General features: G+C 69.4%; 16 protein-coding genes. 10 read left to right on the top strand and 6 right to left on the bottom strand.

The window, feature by feature from the left end; translation table 11 throughout:
- Positions 1 to 50 precede the first annotated feature (50 nt).
- The 4 genes from ACFORO_RS37865 to ACFORO_RS37850 are packed head-to-tail and all read left to right on the top strand — an operon-like array spanning position 51 to position 5,236.
- Entirely contained in the window at positions 51 to 1,391 is a 1,341-nt protein-coding gene (locus ACFORO_RS37865) for a hypothetical protein (RefSeq protein ID WP_377873265.1), read from the top strand.
- Positions 1,391 to 1,882 carry a hypothetical protein gene (locus ACFORO_RS37860; RefSeq protein ID WP_377873264.1) on the top strand — a complete coding sequence of 164 codons (492 nt, stop codon included), beginning with the start codon at positions 1,391 to 1,393 and terminating at the stop codon, positions 1,880 to 1,882. The genes ACFORO_RS37865 and ACFORO_RS37860 overlap by 1 nt, the downstream gene beginning before the upstream one ends.
- On the top strand, positions 1,875 to 4,364 hold the full coding sequence (locus tag ACFORO_RS37855; RefSeq protein ID WP_377873263.1) for an Hsp70 family protein: 2,490 nt from the start codon (positions 1,875 to 1,877) through the stop codon (positions 4,362 to 4,364). The genes ACFORO_RS37860 and ACFORO_RS37855 overlap by 8 nt, the downstream gene beginning before the upstream one ends.
- Positions 4,361 to 5,236, top strand: coding sequence for a hypothetical protein (locus ACFORO_RS37850; protein WP_377873262.1), 876 nt, complete (start codon positions 4,361 to 4,363; stop codon positions 5,234 to 5,236). The genes ACFORO_RS37855 and ACFORO_RS37850 overlap by 4 nt, the downstream gene beginning before the upstream one ends.
- Here the strand turns inward: ACFORO_RS37850 and ACFORO_RS37845 are convergent.
- Positions 5,205 to 6,569, bottom strand: a complete 1,365-nt coding sequence (locus ACFORO_RS37845) for a purine-cytosine permease family protein (protein ID WP_354740271.1) — start codon at positions 6,567 to 6,569, stop codon at positions 5,205 to 5,207. The two genes, ACFORO_RS37850 and ACFORO_RS37845, sit on opposite strands and share 32 nt — an antisense overlap.
- 208 nt (positions 6,570 to 6,777) lie before the next feature.
- Between ACFORO_RS37845 and ACFORO_RS37840 the strand changes: the two genes are divergently transcribed.
- Positions 6,778 to 7,938: an FAD-dependent oxidoreductase gene (locus tag ACFORO_RS37840; protein WP_377873261.1), complete on the top strand. Its 1,161-nt coding sequence runs from the start codon at positions 6,778 to 6,780 to the stop codon at positions 7,936 to 7,938.
- A gap of 108 nt (positions 7,939 to 8,046) precedes the next feature.
- On the opposite strand, the gene ACFORO_RS37835 is transcribed toward ACFORO_RS37840, so the two are convergent.
- Positions 8,047 to 8,958, bottom strand: a complete 912-nt coding sequence (locus ACFORO_RS37835; RefSeq protein WP_377873260.1) for an alpha/beta hydrolase family esterase — start codon at positions 8,956 to 8,958, stop codon at positions 8,047 to 8,049.
- A gap of 99 nt (positions 8,959 to 9,057) precedes the next feature.
- Between ACFORO_RS37835 and ACFORO_RS37830 the strand changes: the two genes are divergently transcribed.
- Positions 9,058 to 10,479 (top strand): tetratricopeptide repeat protein, encoded by a 1,422-nt coding sequence (locus ACFORO_RS37830; protein WP_377873259.1) that lies wholly within the window; start codon positions 9,058 to 9,060, stop codon positions 10,477 to 10,479.
- Between the two features lie 57 nt (positions 10,480 to 10,536).
- Here ACFORO_RS37830 and ACFORO_RS37825 read toward each other — a convergent pair whose 3' ends face one another.
- Both ACFORO_RS37825 and ACFORO_RS37820 read right to left on the bottom strand, forming a co-directional pair.
- The gene (locus ACFORO_RS37825; RefSeq protein WP_377873258.1) at positions 10,537 to 10,701 is read right to left on the bottom strand and encodes a hypothetical protein; all 165 of its coding nucleotides are present in this window, start codon (positions 10,699 to 10,701) and stop codon (positions 10,537 to 10,539) included.
- Between the two features lie 163 nt (positions 10,702 to 10,864).
- The gene (locus tag ACFORO_RS37820) at positions 10,865 to 11,836 is read right to left on the bottom strand and encodes a glycoside hydrolase family 3 N-terminal domain-containing protein (protein ID WP_354740261.1); all 972 of its coding nucleotides are present in this window, start codon (positions 11,834 to 11,836) and stop codon (positions 10,865 to 10,867) included.
- Between the two features lie 401 nt (positions 11,837 to 12,237).
- Between ACFORO_RS37820 and ACFORO_RS37815 the strand changes: the two genes are divergently transcribed.
- From ACFORO_RS37815 to ACFORO_RS37800, 4 genes are read left to right on the top strand one after another with little or no spacing between them, the layout of a single operon-like run.
- Positions 12,238 to 12,831, top strand: coding sequence for a helix-turn-helix transcriptional regulator (locus tag ACFORO_RS37815; protein ID WP_344279903.1), 594 nt, complete (start codon positions 12,238 to 12,240; stop codon positions 12,829 to 12,831).
- Between the two features lie 14 nt (positions 12,832 to 12,845).
- Positions 12,846 to 14,111: an ABC transporter substrate-binding protein gene (locus tag ACFORO_RS37810; RefSeq protein ID WP_377873257.1), complete on the top strand. Its 1,266-nt coding sequence runs from the start codon at positions 12,846 to 12,848 to the stop codon at positions 14,109 to 14,111.
- A gap of 5 nt (positions 14,112 to 14,116) precedes the next feature.
- The gene (locus tag ACFORO_RS37805) at positions 14,117 to 15,001 is read left to right on the top strand and encodes a carbohydrate ABC transporter permease (RefSeq protein ID WP_377873256.1); all 885 of its coding nucleotides are present in this window, start codon (positions 14,117 to 14,119) and stop codon (positions 14,999 to 15,001) included.
- The gene (locus ACFORO_RS37800; RefSeq protein ID WP_377873255.1) at positions 14,998 to 15,825 is read left to right on the top strand and encodes a carbohydrate ABC transporter permease; all 828 of its coding nucleotides are present in this window, start codon (positions 14,998 to 15,000) and stop codon (positions 15,823 to 15,825) included. Before ACFORO_RS37805 ends, ACFORO_RS37800 begins: the two co-directional genes overlap by 4 nt.
- Position 15,826: 1 nt before the next feature.
- On the opposite strand, the gene ACFORO_RS37795 is transcribed toward ACFORO_RS37800, so the two are convergent.
- Both ACFORO_RS37795 and ACFORO_RS37790 read right to left on the bottom strand, forming a co-directional pair.
- A complete protein-coding gene (locus ACFORO_RS37795) occupies positions 15,827 to 16,903 on the bottom strand; it encodes an alpha/beta hydrolase family protein (protein ID WP_377873254.1) in 1,077 nt (358 codons plus the stop codon).
- Positions 16,904 to 16,972: 69 nt separating this feature from the next.
- Positions 16,973 to 20,593: a BTAD domain-containing putative transcriptional regulator gene (locus tag ACFORO_RS37790; RefSeq protein ID WP_377873253.1), complete on the bottom strand. Its 3,621-nt coding sequence runs from the start codon at positions 20,591 to 20,593 to the stop codon at positions 16,973 to 16,975.
- Positions 20,594 to 20,634 lie beyond the last annotated feature (41 nt).

The raw sequence follows: 20,634 nt of genomic DNA, 5'->3' as shown, positions 1-20,634 counted from the left end.
CCCGGCTTTTCCGGGACCCCTCCCGGCCTCCTCGCTTTACCTTCCCCGGCATGGGAGCGAACGAGGGGCGCGGCCGGACCGCCGCGACGCGGGTGCGGGAGGTGGCGACGCCTGAGCTGTACCGGCGCAACCCGTTCCGGATCGTCGGGCTCGCCGCGACCGCGACGCGGCGGGAGGTGCGGGAGCGGCGCCTTCGAGTCCTGGGGGTGCTCGAAGTCGGCGGCGCGGCCCCGGACGGGGTGCCCGCGGATGTGACCGTCGACGAGGTACGGGCGGCCTTCGACGCACTCGGCAACACCGAGCATCGGCTCGTCGACGAAGTCTTCTGGACCTGGGGCCTGCCCGCTGACTGCGGGTGTCCGCTCCAGTTGCACCAGAAGCACGACAGCGCGGTGGCCGCCTACGCGGCAGCCCTTGACGCGGAAGCTGACCGCACCGACGACCATCCGACTCCATTGTGGACCGAGGCTGGTCGTTGCTGGGGAGTGGTTCTGCGGAGCGAATCGTTCTGGCGGCATCTGCGCCACCGCGTCGGGAAGCTGGGCGACCGGCGGCTGGACGAATCGACTGTGGACGGCTTGCGCCTTGCCTTGCCGGACGCGTTGCTCGCGCCGTTGATCGAAGTAGCCGCCCGGTCGGCGGAGCCACGACGGTTTACCGGGTATCTCGCGTTGTTCGCGGCTGATCGGCATGCCGCCGAGGACGCGCGTGCGGCTATTGCCGACGGGACGTATCGGCGGGCCGAGTCGTTGCTCAAGGATTTGCGGGGCGATCTGGACGGGAATCGGGCCGAGGCCGCCGCTTGGCGGGCCGTCGAGGAGGCCCAGCCGCTGTTCGACCGGCTCGAAGAGGTCGTGCCGAGGGCGGAATTCCGGCGTACGGCGTCGCTTTCGGAGTCGATCGCGGTGGTGGCGAACAATATCGGGGTCGCACTGGCGGACGCGGGAGGCGGGACGGGGCTGGTGCGGGAGGTGTTCGCGCTCGCGCGGCGGTGCAGTCGCGATCCGGAGACGTTGGAAGCCGTGGCGCGCAACGAGATCGCTGCCACGGCGTATGCGCCCAGCCGTCCTCCGGAGCGGGAACCGTCGGCGGCTCGGATCTGCGGCGCGTTGCTGCACGCGGTCGCGGCGGCGGTGTTCCTGGTTCTGAAGCTTCCGCAGGAGGCGATTCTGGCCTTCGTTTTTCCCGGCGCGGTTGCCGGGGCGTTGATGAATTGCTTTGTGGCGGCTCGGCCTTGGACGACCCCGGGGCGTTATCCGGCTCTGTTAGGGCTGGACGCGGGGGTTTATCTGGTGCTCAGCCTGGTTGAGGTGCCGCATTGGCTCGCCGTTGTCGTGGCGGCGGTGCTGGTGTTCATCGCCCCGTTCGTTCGGGTGCAGAGGGGTTTGTGATGGGGGACCGGCGGGGCGAAGAAGCGCGGCAGCGCAAGCAGCACAAGGAATTCCGGATCGCCGAACCAGGCCTGCGCGAGGAGGAGCGCGCGCGGCTTCGTGACGCGCTGGAACAACTCTCCACCGTGTTGACCGATGCGTCGCCACTGTCCGAATCGGACTTGGCGGAGGCGGCGACGGCGTTGTGGCGGGCGCGGCGCAAGCTCGCCGGGGCGCAGGACCGGGTGGCGCGGCAGGCCAGCCGGTTCCTCAGCGCGAGCCAGGACGCGCTCGACGCGGCGGGGGTGGCTGTGCAGGACCACGACCGGATCCCGTTCGGCTCCGGGATGGCGCTCGAGGTGCTGCTGTTCCAGGACGAACCGGACCTGGACGTCGAGCGGGTGGTGGAGACCGTGCGGCCGTCGATTTACCTGACCGGCCGCCGGATCCAGATGGGACAGGTCATCGTCGGGCGCCCGGCCGCCCGGGGGAACGGGGGAACGAATGCGTGACACGATCGATTTCGGGATCGACCTCGGCACCACGAACAGCGCGATCGCGGTGCTGGAGGACGGTGCGGTGGCGGTGATCAAGAACAACGCGCAGATGGATTACACGCCGTCCGCGGTGTGGAGTCGCCGACGCGGCGTGCTCGAAGTCGGAGCGGGGGCACGACGTCGGCTCGAAGACGATCCGGACAGTGTGCAGATCGAATTCAAGCAGGCCATGGGATTGCCGGACGCGCGGCGGGAATTCCCGAAAGCCGGGTTCAGCATGACGCCGGTGGAACTGTCCGCGGAAGTGCTGCGGTCGCTGCGCAGTTCCGTTGCTCCGCGCGAAGTGCCGGACGCGGCGGTGATCACCGTGCCCGCGGCGTTCCTCCTCAACCAGACCGAGGCGACGCAGGAAGCCGCGAAACTGGCCGGGTTCACCGGGAATTGCCCGCTGCTGCAGGAACCGACCGCGGCGGCGTTCGCGTTCGGATTCCAGAACGAAAGCAAAGGCGCGCACTGGATGGTGTTCGACTTCGGCGGCGGCACGTTCGACTCCGCGGTGGTGAGCACCGTCGAGGGTGAATTGAGCGTGCTGCACCACGCGGGCGACACCCACCTCGGCGGCCGGAACATCGACCAAGCGGTGCTGGACCGGATACTCGCGCCGGAGGCGGCACGACAGCTCGGCCTCAGCGAATTCGCTCGGGAGAATCCGCGCTGGCGGCGGAACTTCGCCCGGCTGCGCAGCGCCGCCGAAACGGCGAAAATCCAGCTCTCCCAAGCGGAACAGACCCAGGTGATGCTCGACCTCGACCGAGGCGACGGCCAGGAGGAGATGTTCGAGTACGTCCTGCGCCGCGAGGAGGTCGATCAGGCGGCGCGGCCGTTTTACCTGCGGGCGGTGCAGTTGTGCCGGTCCGCGCTGGAGTCGGCGAATCTGCGCCCGGCGGACATCGACCGGCTGCTGCTCGTCGGCGGCCCGACGCTCGCGCCCGGGTTGCGCGAGCTGCTGGCGGATCCGTCAGCCGGGCTCGGCATTCCGCTCGACCACAGCCAGGACCCGAGCACCGTGGTGGCGCGCGGTGCGGCCGCCTATGCCGGAACGGTGGCGCGGCCGCGGACAGTACGCCCGGCGAGGCGTGGGGAGTACTCGCTCGAACTGTCCTACCCGGCCACCACCAGCCTGCCGACCCTGCCGGTGTCCGGCCGTTGTTCGACCGACGGCCCGGCCGAGTGGGCCCGATTCCGGATCGCGCTCAGCGCCCCGCAACGCAGGCCGGTCTACCGGACGTCCGAGGTTTCCGTTTCCGCCGACGGCACTTTCACCGTCGACGTGGTGCTCGACGAGCTGAGCACGAACCGGTTCGAGATCGAACTGCTCGACCCGGCAGGCGCGCGCGTTCCGGTGCGGCCGGACTCGCTCACGATCACGCACCAGCTCAACGAAATGATGGGCCAGACCGTGGTCAACACGGTCGGACTGACCGAAGCCGACGGGTCGTTCACCCCGATGCTGATGAAGAACGCACCGCTGCCGGCGGCTAAACGGCAAACGTTCTTCACGACGGCGACGCTGCGGCGCGGCAACACGTCCGCGGTGATCCGGATCCCGGTCGCGGAAGGCGAACGCCGTCGCGGCGAGCGCAACCAGCAGGTGGGCGTGATCGAGATCCACGCGCGGGACGTGAGGTTCGACCTGCCGCGCGGCAGCGAGATCGTGATGACGTTTGAGATGGACGATTCGCGGCAGGTGTCCGTGGTGGCCGAGGTTCCGTTGCTGGACAACGAGTTCGAGGCGGTCATCGACCTCAAACAGCAGCACGTGCCGGACCCGCAGACGCTGCGGCGGCTGCTGAACGAACTGGAAGCGCGCCACGAACAGGTGCGGACGGAGGTCGTAAGGACGCGTTCGGACCGGGCACGCGGGCTGCTGCACCGGCTGGATGAACAGGGCAGCGTCGCGGCGGTCCGGGACGAAGTGCGCTCTGGCGGTGCCGACGAGGGAGCGGCGGTCGCCGCGGAACGGCGGATGCGCGACGTGCAGGCCGACCTCGACGACATCGAGGCGGAGCTGCGCGTACCCGAGGTGCTGGAACGCCTTCGGGACCAGATCGACCACTGTCGCGAGCTGGTCGACCGCGTCGGCGCGGACGAGGACCGGACCGAACTGGCCGAGATCGAACGCCGGTACGCGGCCATCGCCGAATCGCACGACACCGAGGCGGGCGAGCGACTGTCCGATCGGGCGCTGGACCTGCAGGTTGTGCTGCTGCGCCGGGACGGTTCGCTGCACCTGGAGGTGTTCAACGCGCTGCGGGCCTCGCGCGACACCATGTCCGACCCGGCCCGCGCGCGGGAGCTGATCCGCGAGGGCGAGCACGCGGTGGCGACGTCGAACTGGCCCGCGCTGCCGGACGTCAACCGCCGGTTGCGTCGGTTGCTGCCGGACGACCGGCCGGGTCAGCCGGGCGGCGGGATTCTCCGGGGGGAGCGAGAATGAGCGGGCTTTCGCGGGCGCTGGAACGGGAACTCGTCCTCGCCGAAGGAGCCGACCTCGCCCGTCGCGGCGACTACGAGGCGGCTGTCGCACTCCTGGAACCAGATTCGGCGGGCGATCCCGCCCGGCTCGATCTGCTGGCCCGCGTGCACGCACAGTCTGGCGATCTCGTTGCGGCGGATGCGGCTTGGGCGGCCGTTTTGGCTTTGCAGCCGGACAATTCCGCTGCGGAGGCGGGACGTCGCGTGATTGCGAAAGTCCACTCCGGACGATTGCCTCGGCGGCCGGTCCGCCGGTATCTGCTGACCGCCGGTGCTGTGGTGCTGGTGGGCGGCGCGATCGCGGGCGGGGTGGTGCTGACGACGCGTCAGCCGCCTGCTGCTCCGGTGGTCATGGCGGCCAAGCCGGAGGACGGTCTCCGTGCTGAGCTGGATCGCCTGCACAGCGTGGAATCCCGCGATGCCGCTGCTGCCGAAGAGCGACAGGAGCGCCTGAACCAGCTGGCGAAGTCCTTGGCCGCGCCAGGAGCGACTACGAAGGCAGGAACCGACGCTGTCACGGTCAACTTCGACCGCAGCCTGTTCAGTCCTAACGCGACAACGCCGAACGTAGCCGGGCAAACAGCGTTGACGAATTGGGCGGATGTCCTCAAAGGACATTCCGTGCGCGTAACCGTGATCGGCCACGGCGTAGCTGTCCCCGGCGGCCCGTCAAGCGGCGGCTCGACGGTCTCCTTGGCCCGCGCGTCCGCTGCGGCTCGGGTACTGGCCGGAGCGAGCGGATTGCCACTGACCGCGTTCGCTGTCTCCAGCGCAGACCAAGGCGCGACCCCGGCCCGGACGGTCACGCTCGAAGTGCGGCCGACCGACGCATGAACGCTATGTACAACGCACCGGGCACGATGAGCCCAAGCAGCCACGAGATGTCCGCGCCACCGAGCAGCGGCGCGATCGGGCCGACGAAAATGCCTTCCACATTGGCGAACGGGATCTGCACCGCGATCCCCAGCACGTAAGCGGTCAGCGCGGGCCAAGCCCACCGGCCATAACGGCCATTCGGATCGTAGAGCGCCTCCAGGTCGTACTTCTCCTTGCGCAGCAGGTAAAAGTCGACCAGGTTGATCGAACTCCACGGCGTGAGGAAGTACAACAGAAAGTCGAGGAAGAGCACGAAGTTCGACAGGAACTGCCCGCGGCCGAGGATGGCGATCACCGCGCCGACCACGCCGACACCCGCGATGTAGCCGATCCGGGTGGCTTGCGAAAGCGCTGCGCGGCGGCCGAAGCCGGTCAGTGCGGTCGCGACGGTCATGTAGCCGCCGTAGATGTTCAGCACGTTCACCGTGAACTTGCCGAGCGCGATGGCCAGCAGCAGCGGGATCAGCAACGCTTCGCCGCCGAGGCCGACGACGTACGCGACTTCGTGGCCCTTGAACGCCTTCCCGGCAATGGCGTACGCCATCGCACCGAACGACATCGCCCACACCGCGCCCAGCACCGTGCCGCCGTACGTCCACCAGAACGTCGCGCGCACCGACGTCGCCGAGGGCAGGTAGCGCGAGGTGTCGGCGACGTACGGGCCGAAGGTGAGCTGCCACGACGCGGTCAGCGAGATCGCCAGCAGGAACTTCGGGAAGTCCAAGTGCGGCGCGGCGAGCACGGCACCGAGGTCGTGACCGCTGACCAGCCGGATCGTCAGGTAGAGGAAGACGACCACGGACAGCGCGGACGCGAGCCAGCCGAACCGGTGGATCAGCCGGTACCCGACGATCGCGATCAGCGCCGAAGCGAGCGCGTAGACCGCGATCGCGGCGTCCGTCGGCAGGTGCGTGATCTGGGCGACCGCCTGGCCGCCGAGCAGCGAACCGCTCGCGAAGTAGCCGAGGTACATCACCACGACGAGCACCAGCGGCAGCGCCGCGCCGTACACGCCGAACTGCGCGCGCGACTGGATCATCTGCGGGATGCCGAGCTTCGGCCCCTGCGCGGCGTGCAGCGCCATCGGAACGCCGCCGAGCGCGTTGCCGAGCACGACCGCGACGATCGCCCACAGCGGATGCACGCCGACCAGCACCGTCAGCGCGCCGGTGACCGCCGACGTGATCTGCGTGTTCGCGGCGAACCACAGGGTGAACAGGCTGCGCGGGTGCCCGTGCCGCTCGGACTCGGGCACCGGGTCGATCGAGCGTCGCTCCAATGTGGCCGCCACGTGCCCTCCTGCGGATCTCCGGTGAATGCGCTGGACGAACTCAACGTCAGCGCGGGCCTTCCGGCCAAGTAGCCACCGGATGATTCTGTCTCGGATCCCAGACCCTGACTACCTGTCAGCGCCTGGCAGCGGACTGCCAGCGGAGTGTGCGGCCGGTGCCAGCCGACGCCGCCAGTCTTCAGGGGTCACCAGCTCACAGGGGAGAACAATGCAGACTCCAGTCACCATCATCGGCGCCGGCCTCGGCGGACTGACCCTCGCCCGGGTCCTGCACCTGCGCGGGATCCCGGCCGCGGTCTACGAGGCCGAGCCGTCGCCGATGTCGCGGTCCCAGGGCGGACTGCTCGACATTCACGACTACAACGGCCAGATCGCCGTCGAGGCCGCCGGCCTCCTGGACGAGTTCCGCGACCTGATCCTCGAAGGCCGCCAGCAGATGCGGATCCTCGATCCCGACGGCACCGTCCTGCTCGACCATCCCGACGACGGCACCGGCGGCCGTCCCGAACTCCTGCGCGGCGAGCTGCGGCAGATGCTGCTCGACTCGCTCCCGGACGGAACCGTCCAGTGGGGCCGGAAGGTCAGCGGCGTCCGCACGGTCGCCGACGGCCACGAGGTTTCCTTCGCCGACGGCGGTTCGATCGTCGCGAAGCTGCTGGTCGGCGCGGACGGCGCGTGGTCGAAGGTGCGGCCGCTGCTGTCCGACGCGATGCCGGAGTACATGGGCCTCGCGTTCGTCGAGACCTACCTCTACGACGCCGAAACCCGGCATCCGGCAGCCGCGAAGGTCGTGGGCGGCGGCGGAATGGGTTCCCCCGGGCCGGACCGGCGCATCATGGTGCACCGCGAACGCGACGCCCTGCACACCTACGCGATGCTGAACAAGCCGCAGGAATGGTTCGACGCGCTCGAGGGCCTCGACACCCCGGCCGCTCTCGCCCGGATCGAGGCCGAATTCGACGGCTGGGCCCCGGAAATCCGCGAGCTGATCTCCGGCGGCGACACCCCGCCGATCCTGCGTCGGCACTACCGGCTGCCGGGCGTGCACCGGTGGGAGCGAACCACGGGCGTGACGCTGATCGGCGACGCGGCACACCTGCAGGGCCCGAACGGGGAAGGCGCGAACCTGGCCATGCTCGACGGTTCCGACCTCGCGGAACTGCTTGCCGCGCATCCGGACGACATCGAGACCGCACTGGCCCTGCACGAGGAACGGATGTTCGCGCGCAGCGAGGAGGTCGCCGCCGAGTCCGCGGAGATGGTCAAGCGGATCACCGCCGACCACGGCAAGGACACGGCGAAGGTGGTGGCGGAGGGGTTCCGCCGGATGCTGGCCAAGAAGCGGGAACCCTCGGCGCGGGTCGGCTAAGGCTGGTGCGGTGCGCGCCGTTGAACGTACGTGAGGGGAACCCTGAGGGAATCAGATTCCCTCAGGGTTCCCCTCACGTACGTTCAACGGCCCAGCCGCTGCCGAAGCTCAGACTCCGGTGAGGCGGTGCGCTTTGAAGAACTGAAGAATCACCGGGGTGGCGTCGATCGGGGCAGGGGTGTCGGAGTCGTTGTTCGGGCGGGTGCTCGGCCAGACGTGTCCGGCCCCCTCCACCCGGTAGTGCACCAGCGAACATCCGGGCCACCACTGTTTCACCACGTCGCGCACCGGAGAAACCGATACCGGGTAAGGGAAACACCGGTCGCGCGCGGCCCAGCCGTTCAGCCAGTCCGGAATAGACGGTAGCCCCTTCTCGGGATTGCCGGTGTACGGAATGATGGTGTCGGCCGTGCCGTGGAAGTCGAGCAGCGCGACCTTCCGGCTCGGACGGCAAGCACCGCCTTGGGGGTAGAACGCGCCGGAAACCGGGGCGAACGCGGCGATCCGGTCGGCCATCCGGCACGCCAGCACGCCGACGAAACCGCCGCCGTTCGACTTGCCCGCCGCGTAGATCCGCGCCGGGTCCACGCACATCCGGTGCTGCAGCGAGGTGAGCAGGTCGCCGGTGAACTGGACGTCGTCGACGGGAGCCGAGTAGGGCGCGCCGGTCCACGCGGACTTGCCGTCCGTGCCCGTGACGCCCTGCGGGTACACCGCGATCACGTCCGAGCCGGAGAACCCGGACAGTTCTTCCTGGTACTCCGCCGTGCGGCCGTGCCCGTGATAGGAGAGGACGACCGGGTACTGCCGGTGCGGGTTGTAGCGCGCGGGCACGTAGATCCGGTACTCGCGATCGATGCCGCCGGACGTCAGATGCTCGACCGTCGTGGTGCCAGCGCCGGCCACCGACTGCCCGCATCCGGTCGTCGGCACCGGTTCGGCCGATGCCGGCGCGGCAAGCACCCCGAGCCCGATCACCGCCGCCACTACGGCAACGCCTGCACGGAAACGTCCGGACATCCGATCCTCCTCGATCGACGGGCGAGCGCGACCATAGTCACCCCGCACCGGCCCCGGACGAACCTTTCGTTCATTGAGTTAACGACTAGGCTCGAGTGGGTGACGGACGCGGAAGAGTCCTCTGCCAACCGCATCACCGGCGGCCAGTTCGACAAAGTCGTCATGGCCGGGGCGGTGCACGGCGACATCAACGTCGGCCAGTCGGGCGACAGTCCGGCGGATCTGGCCGACCCGCTCATCGCCTCAGTCCGGCTGCAACCCGGCGGAACCATGGCTGACCTGGTGCTCGACACCGATCCGCCGCAGGTCGCCGTCCCCGGCGGGACGGTCCACATCATCACCGTGGAAGCCCGGACGAACCGCGCCGTAGTCCTGCAATCCGCGCGGGTCGTGGTGGTCTCGCGGATCCCGCCGCGCCCGGCCTGCCTGCAAGTCCGGATCGGCGGCCTGCTGGAACCGCGCCCGTTCACGACCGACTTCGAGGCCCCGTCGCCGCGCCTGGTCGCGCAGGGCCCGGATTTCCCGTTCACCGTCAGCGCGACCGACATCGAGCAGTTCGAGATCGAACCGATCACCACCACCCACGAGGTCGCCTGGCGCCTCGAAGTGGACTGGACCTGCGCGGGCCGCCAGGGCACCACCGTCATCGACAATCAGGGCGAGCCGTTCCAGGCGTATCCGGTGCCCGCTCTCTTCTCAGGCCGCTCGCATTCGGTGCTGAACTCCGGTTGCGACCTGTTCCACGAACGGGGCTGCCCGGCCAGACTGCTCGACGGCGCCCCCGCTTCGCTCTGGGATCGCGCGCAGCCTCCGCCGTATCCCGTGCTGCCGCCGCTCGCGGAGGCTCCGACCTCCGTGGACCTGGATCCCGACCTGAAGGAATCGTGGCCCGAATACCGCAGGGTCGCCAATGCCATCCGGATGTCGGCCGCTGAGCCGGACTTCCGCGGCCACGAACCGCCGGAGCACCGCGCACTGCTCATCCGAGTACTGCGCTACCTCTTCGTCTCCGGCCAAGCCCGCCCCGGTGTTGCCCTGGCTCGGCTCATTCACGCTGAATGGACTGCCGCGCTCGGCGAAGACCACCCAGACACCCTCGCCGTCGCCAACCGCCTGGCGGGTTGCCTGGTGGGCACCAACGATTACCTGGAGGCGCGCGACCTGCTGACCGACCTCCTGCCCAGGGTGAGCCGCGTCCTGGGCGAGGACGATCCGCTGGCACTGACCGTCGCGAGCAACCTGTGCGTGGCGTACATGGGGCTGGACGAATACGAACGGGCCCGCGACCAGACGGAGGACGTGGTGGCCCGGAGCCGCCGCGCGCTCGGCCCGGATGCCTTGGGCACCCTGCGGACTACCGGCAACCTGGTCCAGATCCACCTCCGCCTCGGCAATCGCGCCGCTGCTCTTGCCGTACTGGAGGATCTGCTGCCGAGGTGCCGACAGGCGCTGGGGGAGGACCATCCGCAGACGGTGAGTGCCGCCGCCACCTTGGCTCAAGTCCTCGCGGAGGAGGACTGAGCCGAGGTCAGGAGCCTTGCCGGAGCGCGGTTTCCGCGGCGGCAAGGTGGGCTGGACCTATGCCCACGGCCGCTCCGTCGCGAAGCGGCCGACCGCACCGTATTTCCAGTCCGGGTGCTGCGCGGGCAACCCGAGCGCCGGGCCGATGGTGGCGTTGGCCTCGTCTTCCCATGACGTGATCAATGCCAGCTCGGCACCGGTCCGCTCGGCGAGAGCAAGCATCGAGATCCCGTGCGCCGGATTGAGCCAGCCCCAGCGCGCGGCCTTCCTCCGCCATCGCGAAGCCGGGCGGCGGGGTCTCAGCCGCGAAAGGGTTCAGCGGCCCGTCCACGTCGAGCAGCAGAATCGGCTTCACACTCCGACGCTACCCGGCGCCAACCCCAGTTCAAGGACGGCAAAACCCCTTGCCCGCCAACACCCGTTCCACCGAAGCCGTCACCTGCGCCGCGGACAACTCCCCGCTCTCCAGCGCCCGCTGAAGCCGATCCACCACAGCCCCCACGTCGTTGTGCCCAGACGAGAACAACGCCTGGTCAGCCCCCGCCTGCAACGACTTCAGCACCGCGTCCGGCAACGCGAACCGGTCCGTGATCGCCTTCATCCCGCCCAGATCGTCGGTGATCACCGGTCCGGTGAAGTGGAACTCGTTGCGCAGCAAGCGATACGCCTCCGGCGCGAGCGACGCGGGCTCGTCCCCGGTAAGCCCCGGGACCTCCAGGTGCCCCACCATCACCCCGACCTGCCCGTACTCCGAGATGTCGCGATAAGGCACCAGATCCACCCGACGCAGCTGGTCGAGCGGCGGGGTCACGACGGTGCCGCGGTGCGAATCGCCGGATCCGTGGCCGTGGCCCGGGAAATGCTTCAGCACCGGCTGCACCCCGCCCGCGCGCAGGCCCTCGGCGAACGCCATCGCGTACTGCCGGACCTTCTCCGGATCCGGGCTGTAAGAACGGTCGCCGATCACCGCGTCGTCGGGTTCGTCGCTCACGTCCGCGTCCGGGGCGTAGTCGACGGTCACCCCGCGTGCGCGCAGTTGCTTGCCGCGCTGCTCGCCGATCGCGCGTACCTCGTCCGGCGTCTTCGAGGCCGCCAACTGCCGGGCGCTCGGGAGCGAGCCGTCGAGGTCGTCGATGCGCTGCACGCGCCCGCCCTCCTCGTCGACCGCGACCGAAACCGGGATCTTCGCGGCTCGCTGGACGCCGGCGAGCGCGCCATTTTGCAACAGCGTGGTCTTTTTGTCGCCCACGAAGATCCCGCCGACCTGCTGCGTCCGCACGAGCTCCGCGACGCCCGCCGGATCGCCCGCGTTGACGCCCGGCACCACGAGTTGCGCCACTCGCGCCCGCGGATCCATCCCCGCCACCGCCGACGCGCACGACAGTTGCCCCGGCACAGTCTGCGAAGGCGAGGTTGACGCAGGTGGAGCGGCTTGCGGCGAACTGCCCGCGCTCGGCGCTGTGAGCGGAGTGGGCGTCGCTGTTCCAGAAACGGAACGATCCTCGGAGCACGCGGAAAGCGCACATATGAGCGTTAACCCGCTGACGGCGCCTGCGGTGATCCAGCGGGGTCGTGCGTGCGCCTTCATCATTTCCTCTGCATGTCCGGACGGGTCTCCGTGACGGTAACCGAACCCCACCGGCGGGCCCAACTTCACGCTGTGAAGAATGAGCGCGTCCCGACTAGAGATTTCGTGAAGCTGCGGTGGGCACACTGCAGGAACACGACAGGCGAGTGCTCTGCACCGGGGAGGCAGCGATGAATCAGGTCAAGGTTGCGGCATGGGCTTCGGACCCGATCACCCTCGCGGGCCTCATCGACCATTTGCGCACGCGCCGCGAGGTGCGGGTGATGCCGGGCCAGCAGCGCGGTGAAGCCGCGGTGCTCGTGTTCGCCGCGAACCGCGTCACTCGCGAGGTGAAGGCGGCGCTGCGGGCCGCGGCCTCGGAAACGCCCGCCGCCATCGTCTTCGTCGCCGGGTACGTGGACGCCGACGACCTGGCCGAGCTGGCCGCCTGGCACGTCGCCGCGGTGCTGCCGCGCGACGCGATCGGCGGGGACCAGCTGGTGCGCAGCATCGTGGCCGCCGCCTCCGGGCGCGAGACCTCGATGCGGGATCTGCTGCACCAGGCCGAGACCCTGCGCCGCGGCGGCGACCACACCAACCTGTCGCCGCGCGAGGTCGACGTGCTGCGGTTGATGGCCGAGGGCTGGGACACCGCGGAGATCGCGAACAAGCTCTGCTACTCGGAGCGGACCGTGAAGAACGTGATCTACGGCATGACGAACCGGCTCAAGTTGCGGAACCGTCCGCACGCCGTCGCCTACGCGCTGCGCGCCGGAGTGATTTAAAGGATGCTCACCACGTGCGAAAGCTGACCCGGCGCCCGGCCGTTGCCGCGCTCGCCGCCGCATTCCTGTTACTGGCGGCCGCGTGCGGTTCCGCCGCGTCCTCGGGGAAGATCACGCTCAGCGTGGCCACATTCGGCGAGTTCGGCTACGCGCCGCTCTTCGAGCAGTACCAGAAAGACCATCCGAACATCGAGATCCGCAGCCGGGTCACCGATTTCGACACGCATTTCAAGAGCCTCGCCACGCAGCTGTCGGCCGGGCGCGGCGCGGCCGACGTCGTCGCGGTCGAGGAGCAGTACATCCCGAAGTACATCCGGGCCAAGGACAAATTCGTCAACCTGGCCGGCTTCGGTGCGGACAAGCTGAAGCAGCAATGGGCGCCGTGGAAGTGGGCGCAGGGCACCTCGGGCGATTACGTGTTCGGGCTCGGCACCGACATGGGCAGCCTCGCGATGTGCTATCGCCGGGATCTGTTCCAGCAGGCCGGATTGCCGACCGATCGCAAGGCCGTCGCCGAGCTGATGCCGGACTGGCGGGGCTACGCGAATGTCGCGGCCCAGTTCACCGAGAAGCTGCCGAAGGTGAAGTTCGCCGATTCGGCGGGCACCGTCTACACCGCGATGCTGAACCAGTCTCCGGAGAACTACTTCTCCGCCAAGGACGATTCCTACATCGCCGACCAGAACCCCAGCGTGCGCAACGCCTTCCAATTGTCCGGCGGCCTCGCGCAGGCTCACGAAACGGCCGGCGCGACGACGTACACGCAGGCTTGGAACGTCGCGATCAAACAGGGCAGCTTCGCGACCATCGCGTGTCCGGCTTGGATGCTCACGCAGATCAAGGAAGCCGGCGGAGACGCGGTCAGCGGCAAATGGGACGTCACGACGGTGCCGGGCAACAGCGGCAACCAGGGCGGTTCCTTCCTCGCCGTGCCGAAGCAGAGCGCGCACCCGAAGGAAGCCTACGACCTCGCGCAGTGGCTGACTGCGCCCGCGCAGCAGAAACGACTTTTCCTCTCCGACGGAATCCTGCCGAGCGAACCGGGCGTGTATCAGGATCCGCAGGTCATCGCCCACACCGATCCCTATTTCTCGAACGCGCCGGTCGGCCAGATCTACGCGGCGTCGGCGGACCGGCTGCGGCCGAATTACCGCGGCCTGCACGACGCTGACGTGCGTCCCGAATTCGGCCGCGCGCTCGGCCGGATCGAGGACGGCTCGGAGAACGTCGACCAGGCGTGGGCCGATGCGGTCCGGATGGGCCGCGACGCGATCAAGTAGCTGTCGTGGACCGGAAGCTCACCCTCTACGTCTTCATTCTGCCGTTCTTTGTCCTTTTTGGAGTGTTCGGCGCGTTCCCGCTGCTGTACACGTCGTGGGTTTCGCTGCACCGATGGGATTTGCTTTCCGGTCCGGATGGCGGCCTCGGCTTCTCCAATTACGTCGAGCTGTTCGGTGATCCGCGGTTCTACAACGCACTTTTCAACACCGTCAGCATCTTCCTGCTCGCGGCGATTCCGCAGTTCTTCCTCGCGCTGGGCGTCGCCGCCCTGCTGAATCGGCCGCTGCGGGCGGCGACGTGGTGGCGGGCCGGGCTTCTGCTGCCGAACCTGGTGTCCGTGGTCGCCGTCGGGCTGGTGTTCGCGCAGCTGTACAGCTCGGGCTACGGCGTGGTCAACGAGGTGCTCGGCTGGTTCGGGGTGCCGCCGGTGTCCTGGCAGTCGCACCAGTGGTCGTCGCACCTCGCGGTGGCGAGCATGGTGATGTGGCGCTGGACCGGCTACAACGCGCTCATCTACCTGGCCGCGATGCAAGCAGTGCCCCAGGATCTGTACGAAGCCGCCGCGCTCGACGGAGCTTCGCGGTGGCGGTCGTTCTGGTCGATCACCGTGCCCGGCATCCGCCCGACCATCGCGTTCACCGCAGTCGCAGGCACGGTCAACGGCCTCCAGTTGTTCGCCGAACCGCAGCTGTTCGACGCCACCGGCAACGGCGGCGCGGGCGGCAACGACCGGCAATTCCAAACGCTCACGATGTACCTGTACGAAAAAGGCTTCGGCAAATTCGACGCCGGATACGCCGCGGCGTTGTCCTGGGTGATGTTCCTGATCTGCCTGGTGTTCGCGGTCATCAACTACCGGCTCGTACGCCGCTTCGTAGGTGCGCCGTGATCCGCCGGGGCCGGGCCGGGGGTTGGGTATACGCGGTGCTGGTGGGGCTGGTCGCCTCGTCGTTGTTCCCGCTGTACTGGTCCTTCGTAGTGTCCACACGGGACAACGCGGCTATCGGCGAGACCTCTCCGCTGCTGCTGCCCGGCGGCCATCTCTTCGACAACATCCAGCGCGTCTTCACCACCGTCGATTTCTGGCTGGCGATCGGCAATTCGCTGATCGTCGCGACGACGGTGATGGTGTCCAATGTGGTCCTGTCCAGTTTCGCCGGCTTTTCCTTCGCCCGGCTCCGGTTCCGCGGCCGCAACACGCTGTTCCTCCTCGTGGTCGGTTCGGCGATGGTGCCCGCACAGCTGGGCGTCGTCCCGCTTTACCTGGTGGTGAGCGATTTCGGCTGGTACGGCCGCCTCGAAGCGGTGATCGTGCCCGCGCTGGTGAGCGCGTTCGGCGTGTTCTGGATGCGCCAGGCCTGCGAGGGTTCGATCGACCAGGACCTGGTCGACGCGGCCACTGTGGACGGAGCGTCGGTGCTGCGCACGTTCTGGCACGTGGCAGTCCCGGCGATCCGTCCACAAGCGACTGTCCTGGCGATGGTGACTTTCCTCGGCGCGTGGAACGACTACTTCTGGCCGCTGGTCGTCCTGGACCCGGCGCAGACGCCGACCGTGCAGGTGGTCCTGTCCCAGCTGGCCAGCGGCTACTTCACCGACTACGCCCTGATGCTGACCGGCGCGACGCTGGGCGTTCTGCCGGTCATCGTCCTCTTCCTGCTGCTCGGCCGAAACCTGGTGCGCAGCATTTCGACCGGCCTGACCCGGGCCTGACTCACGAGACATACCGCCCGAAGAACCCGGCAATGGCGGACCGCTGCACCGCGATGCTCGCCCGCGGATCGATAGTCCCGATCCGCGTCTGCTGCACCTTAGGATCGACCGGCACCCGCTGCGCCAACTTCGGCAGGAACCACTGGACATCGGTGTAGCTGTAGTGCATCGCCGTAGCCAAGGTGATCTCCTGCTTCGGAGAAGAAGTGTGCTCCCACAACGACTTCCACGCGGGCGACGTCCGATGGCTGCGCGCCTGCCCGTCACTGGTGCTACCGGACGACCCCATCAACAACACCGGCCGCGACACCCCCTCCGCGCCCGCGCGAGTGAGCTGCTTGCCATCCACGTCATAGGCGAGCCAACCGTCCAGATCGGCTGCCGCGTCCACCCGGGAGTCCACTGTGGATACCTCAGCAGCGGTATCCCCGCCGAACGAATGCCCGATCGCCCCGACCCGGCTCAGGTCCATCGACTGCCCGAGCCCCGGGATGCCCGGCAGCTGGTCAAGCGCGAACCGGACATCCGCGACCCGCGTCCGCATCCCGGCGACCAGGTCCTTGCTCCCCTGAGAGAACACCACCCGCCCGTCAGGGAACACGACGAACGGCGCCTCGCCGGTGTGGTCGATGGTAACCACAATGTACCCGCGGCTGGCGAGATCCTCGGCGGTCGCGCTGCCCAGCGCGCGCAGCGACGCCCAGCCCGGCGAGTACACGACCACCGGCCACCGTCCCTGCACCGGCGCGTTCGCCCGGGCATGCGTCTCGACGGCCGCCCAGTCGATCTTGCCGGTCGGCAGCCCCAGAGCCGGTGCCGCACCCTGGTCGAAGTACGGCGCGGCTTTGGCGGGCAGATACCGCGCCTTCGGACCAGCGCCGGGCCGGGTCGGGTACCAGACGCTGATCATCAGCTCCCTGTTCCGCGCCTGGTCGACGAGGTGGACGTCGCGTTCGCCGATCGCGTGCGGCCCGGACGGCGTGGGAAGTTCGAAGGTGACCGCGGTTTCCGCCGCGGCGGGTGCGGCACCCAGTGCGGTGGCGAGGAGGGCGGCGGCGAGGACGGTTCGGAAGCGCATGCCGGAACTCTGCCGGTTTGCCCGGGATGCCCGCGCCTGCCGACCGTCTGCAGCGACCCCCTACTTTCGTCAACCCGTCCGTCGCGCCACGGTCGTCGCCAGCTCGCTCCGCGACGGTGCGTCCAGCTTCCCGAGCAACCGCACGACGTGCGCCTGGACCGTCCGGCGCGGAATGCGCAGCTCGGTCGCGATCTCCGGATTGGACCGGCCAGCGGCGACGAGCCGGGCGATGCGGACCTCCAGCGTCGACAGCGATTCCCAGCCGTGCTCGGGCCGCGCCGACGCCAGCGAAGCCCCGCGCTGCACGCCGACCGCCTGCAACCGCGTTTCCGCGTGCTCCAGATTCCACGCCGCCGAGAGCTCGGTGTACAGCGAAGCGGCCTCGTCGAACGCGGCTTGCGCGGCATCCAAGCGGCCAACGCGAGCCAGCAGCACCGCCGCGTCCTCCAACGCGCTGGCCAGCTCCGGTTTCCGCCCCACCGCGCGGAAATGCTCCACCGTCCGCAGAACCGGCTCCGGATCCTCGTCCAGCAACCCGCGACACCATTCCGCGGCCGCGAACGCCCGCGCCGGTTCGAGCTCCTTCTCCGCCTCTTCGACACACACCGCCAGCGCCCGCTCCGCCGCCGCCCGGTCTCCCGCCGCCAACGCGATCTGCGCGAACTGCGGCAACCACTGATGCCGCAACATCATCTGCGCGTACGTCGGGTTCAAGATCGGCTCGAATACCGTGATCGCCTTCTGCAGATCACCCTGTTGATAGGCGACAAGCGCATGCGCGGCAAGCAAAAAGTCGAAACTCTCCCGCTCGGCACTCGTCGCGGGCGCGTGTTCCTCCGCGGCGTCGAGCAGCGCGGCCGCCTGCGCGAGTTCGCCCCGCCGTGCCGCGATGAGCGCCGCGACCCCGTGCAGCAGCAACGCCGCGGCACCCGGTTCGCGCAGGCCGAAGAAGGTGATCGCCGGACCGTCCTCGGTCACCGTGTCCAGCTCGACCAGCGCTTCGTCCCACCGGCCTTCCCAATACCGGTGCACCGCGACGGAAACCTGCAGCCCGCTCGGCATGCTGTGCCGCCGCGTCACCTCGGCGGCCTCCTGCAGCGTGCGGTTCGCGTCGTCCAGCCGGTCGAGGTTCTGCAGCGTGAAGACGCGGTTGTCCAGCAGGTCCAGGTGCAGATCGGCCAGCTCGTGGTCGTCGCCGACGGCCGCGATCGCCTCGTCCACGTGCTTCAGCGCGCTGGCGTGGTGCCGTCGCACGGAATCGACCAGCCACAACGTCTGCAGCGCGTGCGCGGTGAGGTAGCCGTCGCCGTTCGCCTCGGCCCGGGCGTGATGCGCGTTCTCCTCCGCGACATCGAGGTCGTCGAGACCGCCGCGCCGGTAGTTCGCGAGCAGGTGGCGACCCCGGACCCGCCACAGCTCCGGGACTCCCGGATCCTCCGCCGGGTTCCCGAGCGTCTCCACCGCGAGCCGCGCGTCGCCCCGGCGGAACCGCATCGCGGACACGATGTGGCGCAGCTCCGCCGTGTGGTCCGGATCGCGAGACAACTCAAATGCCCGCAGTGCGAGGTCTTCCGGACTCCGTTCGAGCCGGAACAACACCCGCACCAGCGCGACCAGCAACGGCTCGCGGCGCGGATCGTCGTCCTCGATCCCGGCGAGCGCGCGCTCCAGCAGCTCGACGGCGATCAGCGGGGCCCGGTTCGACACCGCGCTCTGGTGCTCCACGAGCCAGTCCAGCACCCACGGGTCCACAGTGGACGGAACGGCCACGAGCTGCTCGGCGACCCGCTTCACCGGCGCGCCGATCTTGGCCAGCGCTTCGGCGGCCTGCCGATGCTGCGCGGCCCGGGTCTCCGGCGGCAGGTGGTGGTACAACGTCTGACGCAGCAACGGAAGCCGGAACGCGAGCTGGGTTCCGGTGTCGAGCAGGATGTTGTCCGCCACTGCCGCTTCGAGCGGGCCGAGCAGATCCGACGGCCGCTGTCCGAGCACCGCCGCGATGTCGCCGACCGCGAACTCCATGCCGAGAATCGCGCCCCAGCCCAGCACCTGCCGGGTCTGCTCGGGCAGCAGCTCCAGCCGCCGGTTGACCGCCGCGACGATCGATTCCGGCGGCTCGAACCGCAGCGGATCCGGGACGTCGGCGAGCCCGTCGCGCTGCTCGACCGCGCCCGAGTGCATCAGCGCGTCCAGCATTTCCTTGAGGTACAACGGATTGCCGCCGGCGCGCGCGGTCAGGTCCCGCAGCCGGGGCCCGGGGTCCGCGCCGATCTGCCGCCGCAGGAGACACAGGACGTCGTCCTCGCCGAGCGGGCCGAGGTCGAGCACGACGCCGTCGCGCGTCTCGACGCCACGGCGCAGCTGGGTCATCTCCGGCCGCTCCGGCACCGGTCGCGTCGCGGCGACCAGCAACAACGGCAGCTGCCGGGCGGCGGCGGACAGCCGATGCCACACCAGCACGCTCGGCTCGTCCGCCCATTGCAGGTCGTCGACCACGAGCAGCAGCGGCGATTCGGCGCACAGTTCGTCGACGAGCGCCAGCAGCCGGTCGACCGAATCCAGCACCGGGTCGCCGACGCGCCGCACCGGTTCCTCGCCGCTCAGCGCGACGCGAGCGCGGCGCGGATCCGGCGAATGCGGGTCGATCGCCAGGCATTCGTGCATGACCTGCAACGGAAACCGCATGCTCAGCTCGTCCGCGGTGACCCAGGCGACCTGCAGGCCACCGGCGTCGCCGAACGCGTGCGCCAGCAGCTCCGACTTCCCGATCCCGGCCTCGCCCTCGATCCACACCGCCTTGCCCCGGCCCGCGCGGACCCCGTCGAGCAGCTGGTGCAGCTTGCTTACCTCGGCTTCCCGGCCGAGCAACGGATCCCGCGGCGCACGCACGACCGGCTCGGGCATCGCCGGTCGCCGCAGGTCCAGCGCCGGATCCTCGGCGAGCACGCGCTGGTGCAGCTCGCGCAGCCCCGGCCCGGGCTCGACGCCCAGCTCCGCGCGGATCGTGCTGCGCGCGTCGCGGAACACGTCGAGTGCGTCGGAATGCCGACCGCTGCGATAAAGCGCGAGCATCAGCGAGGCCCGCAACGATTCGCGCAGCGGATACTCGGCGGTGAGCGCGGTCAGCTCAGCGATGATCTCCTGGTGGCCGCCCATTTCCAGCCTGCTGCGGGCAGCCCGGTCCAGCGTGTCCAGCCGAAGCTCGGCCAGATACGCGCGATGCCGCTCGGCGAAATTGCCGGGCACGCCGGACAGCGCTTCGCCGTGCCAGAGCTTGAGCGCGGCACTGAACTCGGCCACCGCGCGGTTGTGCGCCCCGGCCTCGGCCTCGCGTTTGCCGTCTTCCCGGTGCTGCTCGAACTTCGCCGCGTCCAGCGCTTCGGGCGCGAGGTCGAGCGTGTAGCCCGCCGGGCCGGACCCGAGCACCGTCGAGGCGGACCACCGGGTGCGTTCGGGTTCCAGCGCGCGGCGCAGCCCGGAGATGTAGGTGTGCACGCTGCCCTCGACACTGGCCGGCGGCGACTCACCCCACACGCCCGCAATCAGCTCGGCGCGCGGTACCGGCCGTCCGGCGGCGACCGCCAGCATGGCGAAGACCGCCCGCTGCCGCGCGGGTCCGAGCGAGATTTCGGTCGTCCCGCGCCAGGCGCGCAGCGGGCCGAGCACTGTCACCCGCACATCCCCTGGCATGCCGTTCCATTCGCCGTGTTGACCGAGTTTACCGGTCGATC

This window comes from Amycolatopsis halotolerans, assembly GCF_042647905.1.
In the GTDB taxonomy this organism is placed as follows: domain Bacteria; phylum Actinomycetota; class Actinomycetes; order Mycobacteriales; family Pseudonocardiaceae; genus Amycolatopsis; species Amycolatopsis halotolerans.
This window is presented reverse-complemented; position numbering and strand designations above follow the sequence as displayed.